Source organism: Caulobacter sp. GW821-FHT11E10, from assembly GCF_058808375.1.
In genome coordinates, this window is sequence record NZ_JBXARP010000004.1 from 135,991 (window position 1) to 153,310 (window position 17,320).

13 protein-coding genes are annotated in these 17,320 nt (G+C 66.7%); 2 read left to right on the forward strand and 11 right to left on the reverse strand.

The genetic code is table 11. The features are described 5' to 3' along the window. Positions 1–66 precede the first annotated feature (66 nt). The 4 genes from AC1RRV_RS09430 to AC1RRV_RS09445 form a co-directional block, all read right to left on the reverse strand. Complete coding sequence (locus tag AC1RRV_RS09430) at positions 67–1,065, reverse strand: FecR family protein (protein ID WP_492859362.1); 999 nt, start codon at positions 1,063–1,065, stop codon at positions 67–69. After that, entirely contained in the window at positions 1,034–1,636 is a 603-nt protein-coding gene (locus tag AC1RRV_RS09435; protein WP_492859363.1) for an RNA polymerase sigma factor, read from the reverse strand. The genes AC1RRV_RS09430 and AC1RRV_RS09435 overlap by 32 nt, the downstream gene beginning before the upstream one ends. Before the next feature lie 99 nt (positions 1,637–1,735). Continuing rightward, entirely contained in the window at positions 1,736–2,917 is a 1,182-nt protein-coding gene (locus AC1RRV_RS09440; protein WP_492859364.1) for a hypothetical protein, read from the reverse strand. Positions 2,918–3,076: 159 nt separating this feature from the next. Further along, complete coding sequence (locus AC1RRV_RS09445) at positions 3,077–5,926, reverse strand: TonB-dependent receptor (protein ID WP_492859365.1); 2,850 nt, start codon at positions 5,924–5,926, stop codon at positions 3,077–3,079. Positions 5,927–6,305: 379 nt separating this feature from the next. On the opposite strand from AC1RRV_RS09445, the gene AC1RRV_RS09450 reads away from it, so the two are divergent. Beyond that, the gene (locus tag AC1RRV_RS09450) at positions 6,306–7,013 is read left to right on the forward strand and encodes a FadR/GntR family transcriptional regulator (protein WP_492859366.1); all 708 of its coding nucleotides are present in this window, start codon (positions 6,306–6,308) and stop codon (positions 7,011–7,013) included. A gap of 31 nt (positions 7,014–7,044) precedes the next feature. Here the strand turns inward: AC1RRV_RS09450 and AC1RRV_RS09455 are convergent, their stop codons facing one another. Continuing rightward, entirely contained in the window at positions 7,045–7,611 is a 567-nt protein-coding gene (locus tag AC1RRV_RS09455; RefSeq protein WP_492859367.1) for a response regulator transcription factor, read from the reverse strand. Further along, positions 7,599–8,933, reverse strand: a complete 1,335-nt coding sequence (locus AC1RRV_RS09460) for a sensor histidine kinase (RefSeq protein WP_492859368.1) — start codon at positions 8,931–8,933, stop codon at positions 7,599–7,601. Before AC1RRV_RS09460 ends, AC1RRV_RS09455 begins: the two co-directional genes overlap by 13 nt. A 191-nt stretch (positions 8,934–9,124) precedes the next feature. Between AC1RRV_RS09460 and AC1RRV_RS09465 the strand changes: the two genes are divergently transcribed. After that, positions 9,125–9,778 (forward strand): hypothetical protein, encoded by a 654-nt coding sequence (locus tag AC1RRV_RS09465; RefSeq protein WP_492859369.1) that lies wholly within the window; start codon positions 9,125–9,127, stop codon positions 9,776–9,778. A 14-nt stretch (positions 9,779–9,792) separates the two neighbouring features. Here the strand turns inward: AC1RRV_RS09465 and AC1RRV_RS09470 are convergent, their stop codons facing one another. The 5 genes from AC1RRV_RS09470 to AC1RRV_RS09490 form a co-directional block, all read right to left on the reverse strand. Beyond that, the gene (locus AC1RRV_RS09470) at positions 9,793–11,244 is read right to left on the reverse strand and encodes a glycosyl hydrolase family 28 protein (protein ID WP_492859370.1); all 1,452 of its coding nucleotides are present in this window, start codon (positions 11,242–11,244) and stop codon (positions 9,793–9,795) included. Positions 11,245–11,490: 246 nt separating this feature from the next. Then, positions 11,491–12,591 carry a LacI family DNA-binding transcriptional regulator gene (locus tag AC1RRV_RS09475; protein ID WP_492859371.1) on the reverse strand — a complete coding sequence of 367 codons (1,101 nt, stop codon included), beginning with the start codon at positions 12,589–12,591 and terminating at the stop codon, positions 11,491–11,493. Positions 12,592–12,829: 238 nt separating this feature from the next. After that, positions 12,830–14,764, reverse strand: coding sequence for a glycoside hydrolase family 97 protein (locus AC1RRV_RS09480; protein ID WP_492859372.1), 1,935 nt, complete (start codon positions 14,762–14,764; stop codon positions 12,830–12,832). 95 nt (positions 14,765–14,859) lie between these two features. Next, entirely contained in the window at positions 14,860–15,522 is a 663-nt protein-coding gene (locus tag AC1RRV_RS09485) for a putative 2OG-Fe(II) oxygenase (protein WP_492859373.1), read from the reverse strand. Further along, entirely contained in the window at positions 15,519–17,261 is a 1,743-nt protein-coding gene (locus AC1RRV_RS09490) for a glycoside hydrolase family 43 protein (RefSeq protein WP_492859374.1), read from the reverse strand. The genes AC1RRV_RS09485 and AC1RRV_RS09490 overlap by 4 nt, the downstream gene beginning before the upstream one ends. Positions 17,262–17,320 lie beyond the last annotated feature (59 nt).

Consider the following 17,320-nt stretch of genomic DNA (forward strand, 5'->3'; position numbering starts at 1 on the left):
CGCTCAGTCGCGACGTTCACGGTTGAGAGCCGTCGGCCGATTGGTTCCGCTATCAGTCACAAAACTTTATTGGTGCGGCGTCGTCGCGGCCCGGGTCAGGATGACCTCGTCGCCACGCTGCTCGAGCCTAGCGTCGAACACGCGCGCGACGGCGTGGCTGAACCCCACCGGGTCATTGGCGGCGAAGAGGCCGGTCACGGGCTCGCGCGCCAAGGCCGCGTCAGGGACCTCGATCCGAGTGTCGCTGTAGCGCGCGAAGGCCTCCGCCGCCTGTTTCAGCGTCTCGCCCTCGAAGGCCAGCTTGCCTTCGCGCCAGGCCAGGTCGCGCGTGACGGCGTCCGGCCCGACGGGCCGCGGACGTTCGACAGCCCCCGCCAAGGCCAGTCGCGTATTGGCGGAGAGCGCCACGACCTTGGTGAAGCTCCTGGCGTTCGGGGCGGCGATGTCGATCCGCCCCCACTGCACCAGAATGTCGACGGGAACGGCGTCCAGCTTGCGAACCCTAAAGCCCGCCTGCGTCGTTCGCAGCCGGCGGCCATCTACCTCGACGACAAAGGGCCGCCCCTCGTCGCGCGCCACCGAGAAATAGGCCTCGCCCTTCAGCAGAGTGACGAGGCGCTCGCCCCGATCGTAGCGGACACGGATGCTGCTTTCCGTATTCAGCAGGACGGTCGAGCCGTCCTTGAGCGGCGCCAGGCGGATCTCCCCGCGACCCGTGCTGGTCACGGCGCCGGCCGTCGACACGCCGACTCCGAGGGCCGCCACGATGGCCGTGGCTGCGCCGCCGCCCGCCCAGGTCAGCGCCTGCCGGCGCGACAGGCCCACGAACGCACGCTTTGGCTCTTGGAAGGCGGTCGGGTCGAAATCGAGGCCCAGCGCCTGGGCGGACTCGCTCATCATCGCCAGCGCCTGGGCGCGCAGCAACGCGCCCTTCCGACGTGGATCCCCCTTCAGCCAGGCTTGAAGCGCCTCTTCCGCCTCCGGCGCCAGGGGCCCACGGTCCAGCCGCGCCGTCCAGATGGACGCCGCCTGATCAATGTCTCGACTGGATTCTCGTTCGGGCATCTAGCGCGGCAATCTCTGCTTCCGTCTTCCTAGAGGTTTGGGACCGCTTGTTTCCGCCACGACCGAACCAATCAATCAAGAAAAGGACGCCTCGGGAGATGTGGGTTTCGACCGTATTTTCGGATATGCGCATCCGGGCGGCGACCTCGCGTTGCGACAAACTTCGAACTCTTCGCAGGATGAAGGCCTGCCGGGTCTTGGCCGGCATCGCCGCGATCGCCCGGGCGACATGGCGCAACTCATCACGGTCGATCGCGTATTGCTCGGGGGAAGCCCCCTCGTCGGCATGTTCGAGCCGCTCGAGATCATCGACGGCGTTGATCGAGACGATGCGAGCCCGTCGCACGTGCCGCACCACGATCGAGCGCGCGACCTGGAACAGATAGGCGCGCGGATGGCGAATGCCCTCCACGCTCTCCAGCTCGGCCAGGATCGTATAGGCCTCCTGGATCACGTCGTCGGGTTCAACGCCCGACGAGGTGCTCCGCGAGAGCCAGCCCCTGAGCGCGGGTTCGTGCGGAAGGATGTTTCGCAGGAACCAAAGCTGCCTTTCCCTGTCGACGCCGCTCATCTCTGACCCGCTGGTTGGACATCGCGCCGCCGCCGACGCTTGCGGACCTGCCTAGCCGTCATTTGTGACAGTCAGGCCCTGGGTCGCGGGCCCTTCCGATTAATGGGCGAGGCCGCGCAGATCCTCTGCGCTCGCCGGCGCGAACGGCGCTCGCGTATCCCCGGTCCAGCGCATGAGCGCCAGGTCACCGGTCTGCAGGCCTTCGCGCTTGCCGTTCTCGACCAGGTAGAAGAGCCCGTGACCGACGGGTTGGAGGCCGACATCGGCCTTCTGGTTCCAACCCCGGACGCCGGTGGCGGCATCCTTCAGGCCGTCATCCGCCAAGGGAAGCAGCTGCCCCCTCTCCCACCCTTCGCCTCCGGCGTCGGGCACGCCGACGAGGTCGGTCAGCTTTGGCTTGTCGCGCGCCTCGACGGCGAACAGCCGATAGTTTGGAAAGGCCGGCTTCTTGCCCGAGTAGACACCCAGGAGCCAACGCCGCTGAGCCTCGTCATAGGCCAGGTTCTGCACGCCGTAATGGGTGTTGCCCGTGCGGACGAAATACTTACCGCGCGGGGCTGCCGGACCGTTGTGGTGCGGCGCGGCCTCGGTCAGCGGGCTGGCGTAGCGCGCCCAGTCGCTGATGTCGTACTGCAGCAGGACCTGATGGTCGTTGTCAGCACGTTCGACATTGCCATAAATCCCATAGGCGACGGTCAGGTAGCGCGGCCCATCGGTCCGCCCAAAGGCCGGACCGAAACTGACGCCGTCGATGCCGGAGCACCCGTAGCGATGATCCGGCGAGGCCGCGACGTCGTTCCGGAACTTGCCGTCATCCCCCTCGAACTGGCCGTCGCCATTGACGTCGGCGGTGTAGTCGCTCGCGACCTCGGACAGATAGACGGTGCGGAAGATGTCCGACTTGCTGGCCTCGACATCCACGCGATCGAGCAGCGCCACGTCGATCACCGCGATGTAGAAGGCTTTGTCCTTCTTGTACTCGAGGGAGCCATACACCTTGCCGTCGTCCGGATTGAAATCCAGGTCGCCAAGGTGCCCCGTCCAGCCAACCAGGGTCCCGACCAGGTTTCCCTCGAAGTCGTATTTCGCCAGCAGGTTGGTGAACGAGTAGTAGATGTAGCCGCCCCGCACATCGATGGCGACGCCTTGGACATGGCCCGAGGGCCATGCGCCGCCGCTCTGCTTGAGGGGCAGGCGACCGAGCGACGCGGCGACCGCGGGTGAGCCCATCGCGACGACGGCGGCGGCGAGCAAGAACAGCAGCGAGGAACGCGTCTTCATCGGGAACTCAAGCGGCGACTGAAACCGAAACCGCCGACCTAGCGCGCAAACGTGAACCCTTGGCGACAGTTCGCGCACCCGGACGATGATCCTAACGGGCGCGGAAAAAGCGGGCGTCGCGGGGAGGACCACGACGCCCTTGAGAGGTTTCCTACAGGGCTAGAACGTGTACCGGACCCCGACCACGAACTCGCGGCCGGTGTGGTGGTAGACGGACTCCATGTTCTGCGGCCCGATGAACTGGTCCTGGAACTGATCGGTGAGGTTGATGCCCTCGATCGACAGCTTCAAGCGCGGGTTGATCGTGTACTGCAGCGAGGCGTCGACGTTCAGCGTCTCGTTCGTGCCCTGGAACGGGATCGGCGTGACGGCTGTGTTGTCGGCGCCGGGCACGGCGGTCAGGTAGCGGCTGCGCCAGGCGGCCGAGACCCGGGTGCTGATCCGGCTGTCCTCGTAGTAGAGCGTGGCGTTGTACGAGTGCGGCGAGAGGTTGGTCAGGTTCTGGCGCGCGACCGTCACCCCCGCCCCGTTCACGTAGTTCACCTTGGCCATTACGCTGGTGTAGTTCAGCAGCACCCCCGTATTGCCCAGCAACCCCGGCAGGAATTTGAACGCCTGCTGGTAGTTGACCTCGAAGCCCTTCAGGTCGCCGCCCGGCGTCGATGTCGGGGCCGCGAAGGCCCAGGTCGTGGTGGTGACATTGCAGTCCGTCGTCTGGTTGCCGCACGCGGCGAGCGCCGCGCTGTCGGGCAGGCCGAACGGATTGCCCTGATAGGGCTGGTTGGTGGTCACGACCTGGACGAAGCTGGAGATCTTCTTCTTGAACAGGGCCACCGACAGCAGCGAGCCGGGCTGGAAGTACCACTCCGCCGCCAGGTCGTAGTTCGTGGCCCGGATCGGGTCGAGACTCGGGTTGCCGGCCGTCACCGAACGGGTCGAGCCGGCGACGTTGAAGCTGGCCCCTGGCGAGATGTTCACCAGTTCAGGCCGCGCCATCACCTTGCTGGCGCCGAAGCGGATCAGCAGACTCTCGGTCGGCTCTGCCACCAGGTTCAGGCTGGGCAGGGTGTCGGAATATTTCCGCTCGGCCGTGATCGGCGTCACTTGGCCGCCGACATAGGCGTAGCCCGACGACTGCTGCTGTGTCTGCACATAGCGCACACCGACATTGCCGCGCACCGGAATGCCCAGGGCGTCGGTGCGGAAGTCGGCCTGCAGGAAGGCGCCCTTGTCCTCCTCGACCACGCCCTTGTTGTTGGTCAGGGCGGGCGCGGTCCCCATCTTGAACAGCCCGCCCAGGGCGGTCTGGTCGTTGATGTTGAACAGCGTGTAGGCCTTCATCAGGTCCGGAATGACCCAGGCCTTCGGCGTTCCGGCCGGGATGCCCAGGCCCTTGCCGTTCAGCTTGGCGATCATGCTGTACGAGGACAGGGGCGCGATGGCGTTCAGCTGCGCCACCTGAGCGGCCGTGAACACCTCGACATTGGCCGTCGAGCCGGCGGCGTCAACACGGCGGAGCTCCGTCGTGATGAACTTGTACTTCTTGTAGTCGAGGCCGGCGCTGAACTTCAGTCCGTCGGACCAGGCGTATTTCGCCGAGACCTTGGCGCTGTCGTACTTGTTGCCCGCCGTGATCTGACGGGCCCGCAGCTCGCGCAGGACCCAGCCCGACGGATCGGTCAGATCCACCGTTCCATAGGTCAGGGCCGGGTGGCGATTGTCCGTATAGTCATAGCCGTAGCCCTGGATGTTGAACTTGTCGAAGGTCAGGGTCGACTGGAATGGGTTGTCGTGGAACGAGCTCGAGTGGCCCAGGTGCATCGCGGCGCTCAGCTTGTCGCTGAACTCATGATCGACCTGCAGGGTCACCTGCTTGAACTTGGTGTCCAACCGGTCGAAGCGGTGCTCCATCCGCAGGTCGACGTCGTTGAAAACGCCCTTGGTCAGCACGTTGTTGCTGTCGATCGTGGCCGAGACGACGTTGAAGTCGGCGACGCCGCAGTTGGTGGCCTTGTTGGCCGCGGTGCACGCCCCGCCGGTGCTGAAGGACGGCGCTTCGAGATAGTACTCGCGGCGCGTCGCCTTGAAGTCGGCATAGAGAGCGTCCAGCGAAACCAGCGTCTTGTCGCTGGGCTTCCACTGGATCGAGCCAGTCAGGCCGATCCGCTCACCGTGGTTGTCGAAGTGGTCGTAGCGCGGGAAGCGCGGGTGGAAGGCGTTGTTCAACTGGGCCAGGGTCGGGCCACCCACCGGGGCGGACTCGAAGCCCGGATTGAAGTTGCCGATGTTGCTGCCCCAACGAACGGTGCTGGAGCCTTCCTCAATGGTGTCGCGCTGCGAATAGGCGCCGGAAACCAGCACGCCCAGCTTGCCGTCCATGAAGGTCTTGGAGATCAGGCCGGCCAGGCGCGGACCGGTCTTGCGCGACAGGTCGTTGTAGGAGGCCTGGGCCGAGGCGGCGAAGCGGAAGTCGGCGCTGGTGTCGAACGGCCGGCCCGCCTGCAGATCGACCGTGGCGCCCAGTGAGCCTTCCTCCTGCGCCGCCTCGGCGGTCTTGGCCACCTTGATCGAGCTGAAGAGATCCGAGGCGAAGACGTTGAAGTCGAACGAGCGGCTGCGGTTGGCGCCGCCCGAGCTGTCGGCCCCGCCGGTGCTGGCCAGGGCCTCCATGCCGTTGATCCGCACGCGGGTGAAGGTTGCGCCCAGGCCGCGCACCGCGATCTGCCGCCCTTCGCCGCCATCGCGCGCCAGGGCCACGCCCGGAATGCGCTGGATCGACTCGGACAGATTGAGGTCGGGGAACTTGCCGATGTCCTCGGCCAGGATGGCGTCGACGGCCACCGAGCTTTCACGCTTGGTGTTCAACGCCTTGGCGAGGCTGTTGCGGAAGCCGGTGACGACGACTTCGCCGACCTCGGTGGAGTCGGCCTTGCCGGTGCTTTGAGGGCCGCTTTGGGCCAGGGCCGGCGCGCCCAATCCGATGACGGCGCAGAACGCGCTGGCCGACAACAAGGCACGACGACGCGATCGCCCAAACGGGCGTTGACGATAGCTCACGATGGTATTCCTCCCAGGTACGGAGCCCTTACCGCTCCGAAACTTCGACAAACCGCTCCACTCGCGGCCCCTGCGCGGGGGTCGTGCTGGCTGGGACGCCAGGCTCGTTCTGGGTTGGGCTTGGTGGGCGCGGCGGTCCTTACCTCGCAGCGCCGCGAGCGCGCCTCTGGCGCCCTCGCATCGTAGTTTCCCCTCCTTCGGCACACGCCGTTATTTATTATGTGACCCGGTCATATGATGAATTTTGACCGACGTCGAGCCCCCGGGCGCTTAAGCTGATTGAAGCGGGTCGGGCCAAGCTCTAGACTCTTCGCAACAGTAAGGAGTCTTCATGGCCGTCGCCCGCCGACGTTCGCTCGTCGATGAGATCTTCGACGACTTCGCGGGCCAGATCCGCAGCGGCCGGCTCGTGCCAGGCGAACGGCTGCCGACCGAGAAGGTGTTGTCGGCCGAACTCGCGGTCAGCCGCACGGTCGTGCGCGAGGCCGTGGCTCGGCTCACCGCCCATGGGCTGACGGTGCCCAAGCAGGGCTCCGGCGTCTTCGTCGCAGAAGGACCGCGCTATGAGGCCTTCCAAGTCACCCCCGATGAGCTGTCGGCCCTCGAGGACGTGATGAAGCTGCTGGAGATGCGCGTGGCCATCGAGGCCGAGATGGCCGCCCTGGCGGCCGAGCGCCGCAGCCCCGCCGATCTTGAGGCGCTGCACGACTATCTCATGGCGATGTCACCCGAGGCCCCTGCCGTCGACGAAACCGTCGACGCCGACGTCGCCTTCCACCGGTCCCTCGCCCGCGCCACGGGCAATCAGTACTTCGAGCGCTTCATCGACTTTCTGGGCGTGCGCCTGGTGCCGCCGCGCACGGTCTATCTGGCCGGGCGCGACGAGACGGCTCACCGCGACTATCTGCGCGGCATCTGGAAGGAGCACGAGGCGATCTATAAGGCGGTCGAGAAGAGTGACCCCAAGGCCGCCGCGGCCGCCGCCCGCCTGCACATGACCCGGAGCCTCAAGCGCCACGCCGAACGCCTCGGGCGCTAGGCCTGGCCGTCACGACGCGCTCCGGGGCGGGTCAGATGATCCGCGCGCCCTTGGCCCGTACGACCGCATCGGTCCGGTTGACGGCGCCCAGCCAACTCGTCAGCCGCGCCACGTGGATCTTCACCGTGGCCGGGGAGATGCCGAGATGCCGACCGATCTCCTTGTTGGTCATTCCCTCGGCAAGCAGTTGAAGCACCTGCTGCTGGCGGGGCGGCAGCCGTTTGGCCTCCAGCGCCTGTAGACCCGGGATGCGCGTTCGGACCGCCTCCATGAGGACGGCCGCCTCCGCGTTCTTGGAATAGACGCCCGCGACACCGCACGCCTGCACCGCCTCAAGCAGCGTCGCGTCTTCCACCCCTGTCACCACGAGCATCACGGCGTCTGGAATCCGTGCGCGCAGGCCGTTGATGCCGACCAGCGGCTCGGCGCCGGGCATGGAGAGATCGACGAGGCAGAAATCAGGCCGCGCGTCGGTCTTGGCCCAAGCCGTCGGGTAGTCCCCGGCCTCGTCCAGGGTTACGTCGGGCCACCGATCCTGTATCGCCGCGACCAGCGCTTCGCGCATGAGCGGATGATCGTCGCAAATCAGGCCGCGCATTTCACCTCGTTCACGGCGGGATCCGCCGCTAGTCGGATGTAGAAGGCCGCGCCGCGCGTGACGCCAGGTTTCACGCCGCACGTTCCGGCCATGGCGTCGACGAGGCCCAGGGTGGAAGCGAGGCCCAGACCGAAGCCGCCAGCCACGCCCACGTGCCCGCCTTGTTCGAACGGACGGAAGATGCGCGCCTGGTCTCCTGGGGCGAGGCCGCGGCCGTCGTCCACGACCCAGATCGTCACGTGGTCGCCGTGAGCGCGGGCGCCGATGACGACCCGCCGCCCTCCAGAATGCCGGATGGCGTTGGCGACTAGATTCTCCACGGCGCGCGCCAGGAGTTGCGCGTCCGCATGGAGCGTCACAGTCCGACCGACGAAGGAAAGACGGACATGCGCGGCGGCCGCCGCCGGCCCTTGGGTCAGCATCACCCGTTCGAACAGTTCGCCGGCCCGGAAGCGGGCGAAATCGGGCCTCACCGAGCCGCTCTCCAGCTTCAGGTGCTGCAGCATCGCGTCGACCAGCTCGCGCGCCAAGCTCAACGAGCGCTTGACGCCGCCCAGTGACGCCTGTCCGCCAGTCCTTGCGCCGAGCCTTATCCGGTCAAGAAATAGCGACGCGGCCTGCAACGGCTGCTGGAGGTCGTGCGAGGCGGCGCGGATGAAATGCGTCTTCGCGTCCCGCTCACGCTCTAGATTTACGAGCGCCTCCGCCAGCTCGCGTCGCGAAGCGTCAGCCGCGGCCTGGGCGGCGGTCGCCTTCACCACGGCTTCGCGCACGAAGCGTCGGATCGCGACCAACGTCGCTCCGAACAGCGGCAGAAACAGGATGAGCTTCTCGAAATGCGGCGGTCGCTCGATGATGAGCCAGGCGGTCAAGGAGCCCAGGACCAGCATGACCGCGACTCGAAGCACCTGGGTCGCCTCGGTCGCCGCCGCGAACTGGACGATCAGGAACCAGGCGTAGAGGACGATCAGCAGCGCCCGCAGCTCGGGCTCGGACGCCGGCATGAAGACCCAGACGCTGCCCGCGGTCGCCGCGTTGCATAGCGACATGCCGAGCTTGGCGCCGGGAATCCATCGCTTGAGAATGGCCTGGTCCGTCGGTGGTCGGACCTTGAAGCGAACCCACGCCACGAGCCAGCCAACCAGGCAGGTCGAGATGGAGCCGAGCCAGAGGAGGTAGCCGATGCGTTCCGTGCGCCCGGCGAATTCGAAGGCGACGAACGCGGTGACGGCCACCAGGCCGAACCATGCCGCGATGCTGCCCTTCAACTCGGTGCGCGCTTCATTGACGAGAACCTGGTCCCGAAACGCCGGATCGAACACTAAAGAGTTCCCCCACACTCGCGACGACGATCCGCACACGGTGCCTCGCCGTCAAGCGATGCCGGGCCTGGATGTCCCCATCTCGAGCGAACCTTGTAGCCCATTCGGTCTAGTGGCCGCGCAGGCGCCCGCGACCTAGCTTCGAGACCAGGTCGGACACCGGCACGCGCAAGACCTTAGGGGGTTATCTCATGAAGTTCGCCGCAAGTCTCGCGGGCGCCCTGGCGCTTGCCTCCGGCGCCAGCGCCCAGACCGGGTCGTTCGGCGTCAATGTCGGCACGCCGGGCATCGGGATCCAGGCCTCGGCCAAGGTCGGGAACGCGATCGTGCTGCGCGGGGCGGTCGACGGGCTGAGCATCAGCCACAACGAGACCTATTCGGACATCGCCTATGATGGGAAAGCCAAGCTGATGACCGGCGGCCTGTTCGCCGACGTGCATCCGGGCGGCGGAAGCTTCTTCCTGTCCGGCGGGGCCTATGTCGGCAAACGAAAGATCAATCTGAGCGCCCAGCCGACCACCAGCGTCGACATCGGCGGCCAGACCTTCACGCCGGCCCAGGTCGGACGCCTCGACGGCGAGGCCAAGCTGTCCAGTTTCCAACCTTTCGCGGGACTGGGCTTCGACAGCACCTTCACCGGCGATCAGGCCTGGGGCTTCCGCGCCATGGCCGGCGTCTCGTTCAGCAAGCGCCCGGACGTCAAGCTCGCGGCCTCCGGCGGCACGCTAGCGAACGACGCCAATTTCCTGACGAGACTGCGAGCCGAGGAAGCCCAAGCCCAGGATGACGCCAAGAACTTCAGGTACTTTCCGATCGTCCAGCTTGGCGTCACCCGACGCTTCTGAGCCTCCGGTCCGGGCTATTTAAACGTCACGCCGCTCACATGGGGGCCGATGTCGAGTACGCCCGCGGCGGGGCCCGTCAGCTTCCGATCGCCGATCATGACATTGTCGAAGACGACGTTCCGGACCGGTCGGTCGGCGGCCAACCCGCTGATGATCGAAGGCGCGGCGAAGCCTTCTCCGGCATAGCTGATGTCCTTGAAATAGACGCCGTCGATGAGCTTGCCGGGACTGGTGTTGTATTTGGCGTTGTAGACGACCCGCACGTTGAAAAGCTTGCCCTCTTCGATGCGCTCGACCCGGATGTCGCGGAAGGAAATGTTCCGCACCGCGTTGGTGTCGCCGGCGCTGACGGCCATCGCGCCCTCGTACTCCGGATCGTCCTCGTCCAGGCTGAGGACGTCGATATCCTCGAAGCTGACATCCTCGATGACATTGGGCTTCACCGAGTCGCCGTGAAGGCCGACGAACATGGCGTGGGCGACGTCCGGCCAGAACACCGAGCGCGTCACCTTCACGCGACGAGTGTCGCCCACGCCGTCCTTGCGCGTGGCGTAGACGGCGACGCTGTCATCGGAGGTGCGGATAAAGGCCCGGTCGATCTCGACGTCCTGGCAGGCGAAGATGTTCACCCCATCGGACCAGGCGCCGACGCTGAAGGTCTTGATGTCCCGGATCGCCACGCGGCTGGAGCTCGCGCAGGCGATCGTCCCATGGACGGGCGCCATGAAGATCGGGCCTTCGACCACCACGTTCTTCGAGTTGAGGATCACCAGCTGATCGGCCTGATCCTTGATCATGCCGTGGCCCAGGATCCGAACGTTCTGGACGTTGGTCGGCTGGAACGTGCCCTGCAATACGGCCCCGCCCGCCAGGTAGATCGTCTGGTTCGAGGCGACCGGGAAGAACTTCTGGCCTTCGGGAGGAAGGTGCAGACCCGGGCCGTAGACGGTCACATCCGGCCCCGGCTTCGGCGGCGCGATCGGCGCGCCCGCCAGGATATGCAGGTTGTGCAGGCGATCGCCGTCGAACTCGACGGACAGGTTCTGGGGCTTGTCGATCGTGAAGAACACGACGCCATCCTTCACGACGGGGGTCAGCGCGTTGTGCTTGGGACGGATTTCGACCCTGCGGAAATCGCCGTTGTTCTTCTGGACCGCGATCTCGACCGCGCCCCGGAAATCGAACTGGACCACGGAGGCGTTCTGCTTGGTGTCCTGGTCGATCGTGACCTTGTACTCGTAGAGATCGCGCCAGACCCCGCCCGGCCGCCGCACACGGACCGTGAAGTCGTCGTTGTGCATGGCGTAGATCAGCTTGGCCGGCGTCGGATAGACCTGCAGATCCGGGTCGGCCTGCTCGCTGGTCGCGGCGTCATTCTGCGCCGCCATGGCGGACGTGACGCCCAGGCAGAGCGTGGCGGACACGGCCAGGAAACAGGCCCGGCCAATGGCCAGCGAAGGACGCATGGTCTTCTCCCCTTGGGCCGACGCGAGCGACCCTATTGTTCTTGCGAGCGAACCGGCCCTTCCCGTCCCTCAGAACCCTTCCACCGCCCGCAAAGGCGCGGGGCGTCGGCTCGGCCGGACGCCCCGCCTCGGCATGGGGGAGGTAGTTTGATCCGAGAAAGTGCAGGAGGGACATACGCCCTACGGAATTGATATCGATATCACAACGGGCGTGCAACCCCTCTCACCACGAAGGCCGCAAGTCGTTCAGGCGCCGCGTGTCGCCTTGCGCGTCCCGGTGGGCGCGGGCCCTGACGAACCGCGCTTGATCAAAGTGAACTTCATCAGTTGGTGGGTCGGTGGCGGGGAAGCCCCTGCCCGCTCGGCCTTCACCTCGTCGACGATCAACGACACCGCCGCCCGTCCCATGGCGCTAATCGGCTGATGGACGGTCGTCAGTTCGGGCCAGACCGTGCTGGCGATCGGCGTATCGTCGAAACCGACCACGGTCAGGTCGGTCGGAACCGCGATCTGGAGACCATGGGCGACGGCGAGCGCGGCCGCGGCCATGTCGTCATTGCTGGCGAAGATCGCGGTAGGCCGCCGCTTTCGCGCCAGGAGGAGCTCCGCGGCGGCGAGGCCCGAGCGATAGGTGAACTTGCCCTGCACGACCAGTTCGGGATCGACCGCGATGGACGCGGCGGTCATCGCGTCGACGAAACCGTCATAGCGCAGCTCCGTGGGAGTGTGCTGAGGGTCGCCCTTGATGAAGGCGATCCTGCGGTGGCCCAGCTCGATCAAGTGACGGGTAAGAGCCGCCGCGCCCTGATAGTCGTCGATGCGAACCGAGGAGACATCGTGCATGGGCCTCGCCGTCGCCAGGGCCAGCACCTTCACGCCCGCCGCGTGCAGCATGTTGATGGTCGGACGGGAGTCACACAGCGGCGGCGGAAGGATGACGCCGTCGACCCCTTGGTCGAGCAGTCGCCGCACCGCCGCCTTTTGGCTGGCCAGGCCCGTGGAGCGCTCAAGCACGAGCTGGGTGCCCATCTTCGAGCTCTGTTCGATTCCGCCGAGCATGACCTCGCTGAGATACGAGGCGCTGGGGTTGCTGTAGAGAACGCCGATCCGGGGCCCGGCGGCCCCAGCCCGTGTATTTCGCGCCGCGATGTTGGGGGTGTAGTTGAGCTCCTTGATCGCCGCCTCGACCCGCTCGCGCATGGCGGAGCTGACATAGCTGTTTCCGTTGACGACCCGAGAGACGGTCATCGACGCGACGCCGGCGTGCCGAGCGACATCGTGGACAGTGACGGCGCGCGCGCCTTCCAACTGTCCTTGAGGCCCGCTCGTCGGTGTGCGCTTGGCCAAGATCTGGCTCCTCAATCCTTCGCGACGAGGTGCCTGAAGCGCTCCTCGCACAGCGACGTCGACAAACTCGGCGCGCGCCAAGACCAGGGCCGATTGCTCGGCCTCTCCCCGGATACCCCATCCGAGTCCCGATCGTTATCGATAACTTTCCAGACAGGGCGGGGCTTGGCAAGGCGGCGCGCCTCGCGCCGAACCGCGCCCTGGAGGTCAGCGCACCGCGGGGATCGACTGCTAGGGACTAGGCCGCTCCGTCGAAAAGGATGGCCTGGCCTCCGCTGGGCTTGAGGTCGAGCGTCAGCGTCTGGCTGGCCTCGACGACCGCTTGACGGATCTCGACCGGCGTCTTGACCGGTTTGAGGCCGGCGCCCCCGTCGGCGAAGATCGTCGCGCGCCGCTTCCCGCGCCCCAGGAACGACAGGGACACCGTCAGGGTCCTGGCCTTCTCATTGGTCATCGCGCCCAGGAACCAGCGCTGGCCATGCCGACGGGCCACGACGACGTACTCGCCGATCTTGCCGGCCAGGACCCGCGTCTCGTCCCAGGTGGTGGGGCAGGCGTCGAACCAGGCCAGCTCGGGCCACGGCTTGGTCGCGTACTTCTCCGGAGCGTCGTACCAGTAGAGGAAGGTCAGCGGGTTGTAGTAGACCGCCGCCATGGCCAGCTGGTGGGCGTTGGTCGTCTGGTTGCGGTCATTGGCGTAGCAGATCGTGTAGTCGATTGGGCCGGCCACGGCCCGCGTGAACGGCAGCGTCACATTGTGGGTCGCGGTCGGGAACTGCTCGTTGCCGCGCACGCCCTCCAGAGCCAGGTAGTTCGGCAGGGTCCGCTCCAGGCCGGCCGGTCGCAGGTTGTCGTGCAGGTTCACCAGCAGGCCGTGCCGCCCACAAGCCTTCACCAGATCGAAGATGAAGTCGTTGTCGCTCTGGCGCCCTTCCCAGACGAAACCGAATTTGACGCCAGCCACGCCCCAGGCCTTGTAGGCGGCCAGGATCTCGTCGCGCTGACGCATCACCGGCACGCGGTCGACATACAGGATGACGCCGACATTCCGGGCCTTGGCGGCCTTGATGATCCCGACCATGTCGAGCCCCTGGATCGGGCGCGAGGCGTCGCTGGGATCGGTGCCGTCGCCATACCAATGGGCGTCGAACTCGATGTACTCGAGCTTGCGGGTCACCGCGAAGTCCAGGACCTTCAGCGCGCCCTCGGTGCTGTAGGGTTTGCGGACCCTCACCGCCCGCCCCGGCCGCACCCACCGCACGTCGCCCAGCTGGTTCGGGCTGGCCAGCGTCGGAATGAGGTCGGCGCGCTCCAGCAATCCGGCTTCGTCGGGCGCGACGATCAGTACGCGCCAGGGCGTGCTTTGCCCGACCGGCCAAACGAAGGTAGTTTCCGGCGGCGTGTCGCCCGGACCGGAATAGCCCGTGGCGCGTCCAGGGAAGCGCATGAGGTGGATACCCAGGCTGTCCGCCTCGGCGCCCGGCTTGAGCATGGCGCGCGGATAGTGGAGGCGGTCGGACTCGGCGATCAGCACCGCGGCGCCCTTCAGCAGCGCCGTCACCGGAACATCGGCGAATGGACCGACGTCCGAGCTACCGGTCAGGTCCGGATGCGGCGGCGGCGCGAGCCCTGCCGACGAGGTGATCTGGTATTCGCCCTCGTCCCGGCTAGCGTAGAGCACGGTTTCGGGAGGGAGATTGAATGCGGTGGCTTCTCCCGCCAGGGTCAGGCCTCGCCCGGGCGCGTCGTTCAGCACGTAGCGTATGGCGCAGCCGTGATCATAGGCTCGCGCCACGATCGAGAAGGTCGCGCCGCTCGCCGGGTCGGCCAGCTGCAAGGTCGCTTCGGCGCAGGCCTGGTCATAGCGATCGCGGATCCCGAACGGGGGCGACCAGCTTCCCTTGATCTTCCGGACGCTGGTCTTCAGCACGCGCGCGCCCTGCCCCACCCGCCGGCCGTCGGCCAGGGTCAGGCCCAGGACGCTGGGCGCCAGGATCACCCGGTCTTTCCAGCGCACCGACCAGGTCGGGCCGGCCGCGTCGACCTGGACCCGCAAGCTCCCATCTGGAGAGATCGCCTCGACGTGCGTCGCGCGAGCATCGGCGGCGGCCGTGGCGACTGGCGTCAGCGCCGCGCCGCCGGCAAGCAGCAAGGCTCGTCGATCCAGATTCAAGCCTTCGCTCCTATTCACCAACGCCTCCCAAATGTTATCGATATCAGTTTTGCAGTTAGAGAGCCCGTGGGCAAGCGGTTCTGGCGCCTAACCCCTCACCCCAGGGCCAGGTTCACCGCGAAGCTGCGACGAACCCCGGGGCTTCGGAACGGATAGACGCAGTGAAGCATCCAGGACGGCCACAGATAGAATGCGCCGACCTCGGGCTTGACCACGAACAGGTTGCGCACGCCAACCGCCGTGCGGCTGTCGATGAACTGAAGGCATCCGACCGTGTTCTGCCGCGCCTTGTCGGCCTGGAACTCCGCCTCATAGCCGGGCGGCAGGCGCAGGAACCCGACGCTGCTGAACAGGCAACCCTGATGGAAATGAGCCGGGTTGTAGTCACCGGCGACCATGTCGTTGACCCAGCCTTCCTTGATCTCGATCTCGAGCTTCTTGTCGGCCAGTTCCTCGGTGGTTTCGTAGTTGGGATAGTGCAGCAGCGCGTTCTCGCACCGGTAGCTGAAGGTGCGCGCCACATCGAAGAGGAAGTCGCGCAAGGCGGGTGTCTCGCGGATGATGTCGGTGATCCGGATCTCGGCGCTGACATTCCCGGCCAGGTGCTGTGACCAGTCCCGCGCTTCCACCTCTTCCCGCTCGGCGACGATGGCGTCAACGCGCGCATTCAAGGCTTCGACGACGTCGGCGGGCAAGGTGGCCTTGAGGATCGAAGGACTGAACGGCGCGACCAGGCGCAGGTCGTGATCGACGCTCATCGCGGGGTTCCGGCGGCGTCGAGACCGACGTCCGAGAACCGGAACCAGTCGACATCCGTCCAGCCGATCCGCGTGGCGGTGTTGGCCAGCGTGCCGGAGGGCGCCTGGGCGAAGACCCCGACCTGGGCGCCGACCCAGCGGCCGGGCCGGCTGACGAAGGGCTCGCCGATCGTCGTGAAGGTCTTGCCGTCGAGGCTGTAGCTGAAGACCACCTCGGCGTGCCGCGACCGCAGCATCGAGGGCCAGAAGGGCGCGAAGTTTGGAGCCGGGTCGGCCACGGTGACCGGGGTGGCGGACAGGCGCAGCACGAGGTTGGCCGGCGCCTCCGCCAGCCCGACCACGACCGTCTCGGCCTTCCCCTTGTCGGCGTCGAGCCGATCGGCGCGAACCAGGCGGATGCCGGCTTCGGTCTTCTCCAGCCCGATGAAGGCATAGTCGGAGCCCAGCATGACCAGCCCCGCGCGCTCGCCGATCGCCTTGGGTTGGAAGTTGAGCCTGGCGGTCGCCACGAAGCGGTCGCCGGGCAGCTTCTGCGTCAGGACCGCGCCCGCCTCCCACAGATTGGCCGGCGACGAAATCGACTTGAGCCTCAGATGGCCGGGCGCGGCGGTCGCGCTCGACCAGTCGTCGGCGGCGTTGGCGTTCCATTGCCAGGCCAGCGACGGCGCGCGATCGAACTCGTCGTCACCCGTGATGTTGGGCGGAACCGCGCCGCCGCCGGCCTTGGGCGCCGGCCAGATCGTGACCGGCTCGCCACGGCCGTCGCCATCCTTGTCCTGGCCGATGACCGGCCAGTCCTTGCGCCAGGTCATCGGCTCCAGCCAGACCCGGCGGCCGTAGGAGTCGGCGTCCTGGAAGTGCAGGAACCAGTCCTCTCCTGACGGCGTGGTCACCCAGGCCCCCTGATGCGGTCCGTTGCTGTCGGTCTTTCCCTGGTCGAGGACATTTCGCCCCTCGTAGGGTCCCGTGATGGCGCGCGAGCGGAACACGCCCTGCCAGCCGCCCTTGACGCTGCCGCTGGGCGCGAAGACGTAGTACCAGCCGTTGCGCTTGTAGAGCTTGGGCCCTTCGGTGGTCATCCACGGCATGACCCCGTTCGAGGTCGCGACGGGCGGCATCTTGTCGGCTTCGATGATGTTGATCGGCTCGCCGACCGTCTTTTGACCGTCAGCGCTGAGACGCTTGAGCGTGATGACGTTGTTGATCCCCGAGCGACTCTTGGCCCAGCCCATGACCAGCCAGCCAGTCCCGTCGTCGTCCCAGAACGGAGCGGGGTCTATCGCGCCCTTGCTGCCGTCCACCAGCACCGGGTCCGTCCAGGGTCCCGCCGGGTCGGTCGCGGTCGTCACGAAGATTCCGAAATCCGGGTCCGGATAGTAGATCCAGAAGCGGCCCTCATGGTGCCGGATGGCCGGCGCCCAGACGCCCCCGCCTCGGCGTGGCGTCGCGAAATGCGCCTTGGGCCGCACATCGGTCAGCGCGTGCCCGATCAAGGTCCAGTGCACGAGATCGGTGGACTTCAAGATCGGCAGGCCCGGCGTATTGGCGAACGATGAGCTCGCCAGATAGTAGGCGTCGCCGACCCGCACCGCGTCGGGGTCGGAATAGTCCCCAGGCAGGATCGGGTTCGTGTAGCGACCGTCGGAACGATCGAGATTCCAAGGCGGCGTCTGGGCCAGCGTCGCCCCGGCGATCAGCCATGCCAGCGCCGCGCCGCTGAGTAACCTGCTGGCCCGCATAACCGCCTCCCAAGATCCGCCCGATTCAATGCAGGCGCCGTCTCGTCATGCCACGCTTG

Bases quoted from the DNA above. Each gene is read 5' to 3' on its own strand.
- AC1RRV_RS09455 (WP_492859367.1), bottom strand. From the start codon at position 7,611: ATGCGCGGCCTGATTTGCGACGATCATCCGCTCATGCGCGAAGCGCTG.
- AC1RRV_RS09450 (WP_492859366.1), top strand. From the start codon at position 6,306: ATGGCCGTCGCCCGCCGACGTTCGCTCGTCGATGAGATCTTCGACGAC.
- AC1RRV_RS09435 (WP_492859363.1), bottom strand. From the start codon at position 1,636: ATGAGCGGCGTCGACAGGGAAAGGCAGCTTTGGTTCCTGCGAAACATC.
- AC1RRV_RS09465 (WP_492859369.1), top strand. From the start codon at position 9,125: ATGAAGTTCGCCGCAAGTCTCGCGGGCGCCCTGGCGCTTGCCTCCGGC.
- AC1RRV_RS09430 (WP_492859362.1), bottom strand. From the start codon at position 1,065: ATGCCCGAACGAGAATCCAGTCGAGACATTGATCAGGCGGCGTCCATC.
- AC1RRV_RS09470 (WP_492859370.1), bottom strand. From the start codon at position 11,244: ATGCGTCCTTCGCTGGCCATTGGCCGGGCCTGTTTCCTGGCCGTGTCC.
- AC1RRV_RS09490 (WP_492859374.1), bottom strand. From the start codon at position 17,261: ATGCGGGCCAGCAGGTTACTCAGCGGCGCGGCGCTGGCATGGCTGATC.
- AC1RRV_RS09485 (WP_492859373.1), bottom strand. From the start codon at position 15,522: ATGAGCGTCGATCACGACCTGCGCCTGGTCGCGCCGTTCAGTCCTTCG.
- AC1RRV_RS09440 (WP_492859364.1), bottom strand. From the start codon at position 2,917: ATGAAGACGCGTTCCTCGCTGCTGTTCTTGCTCGCCGCCGCCGTCGTC.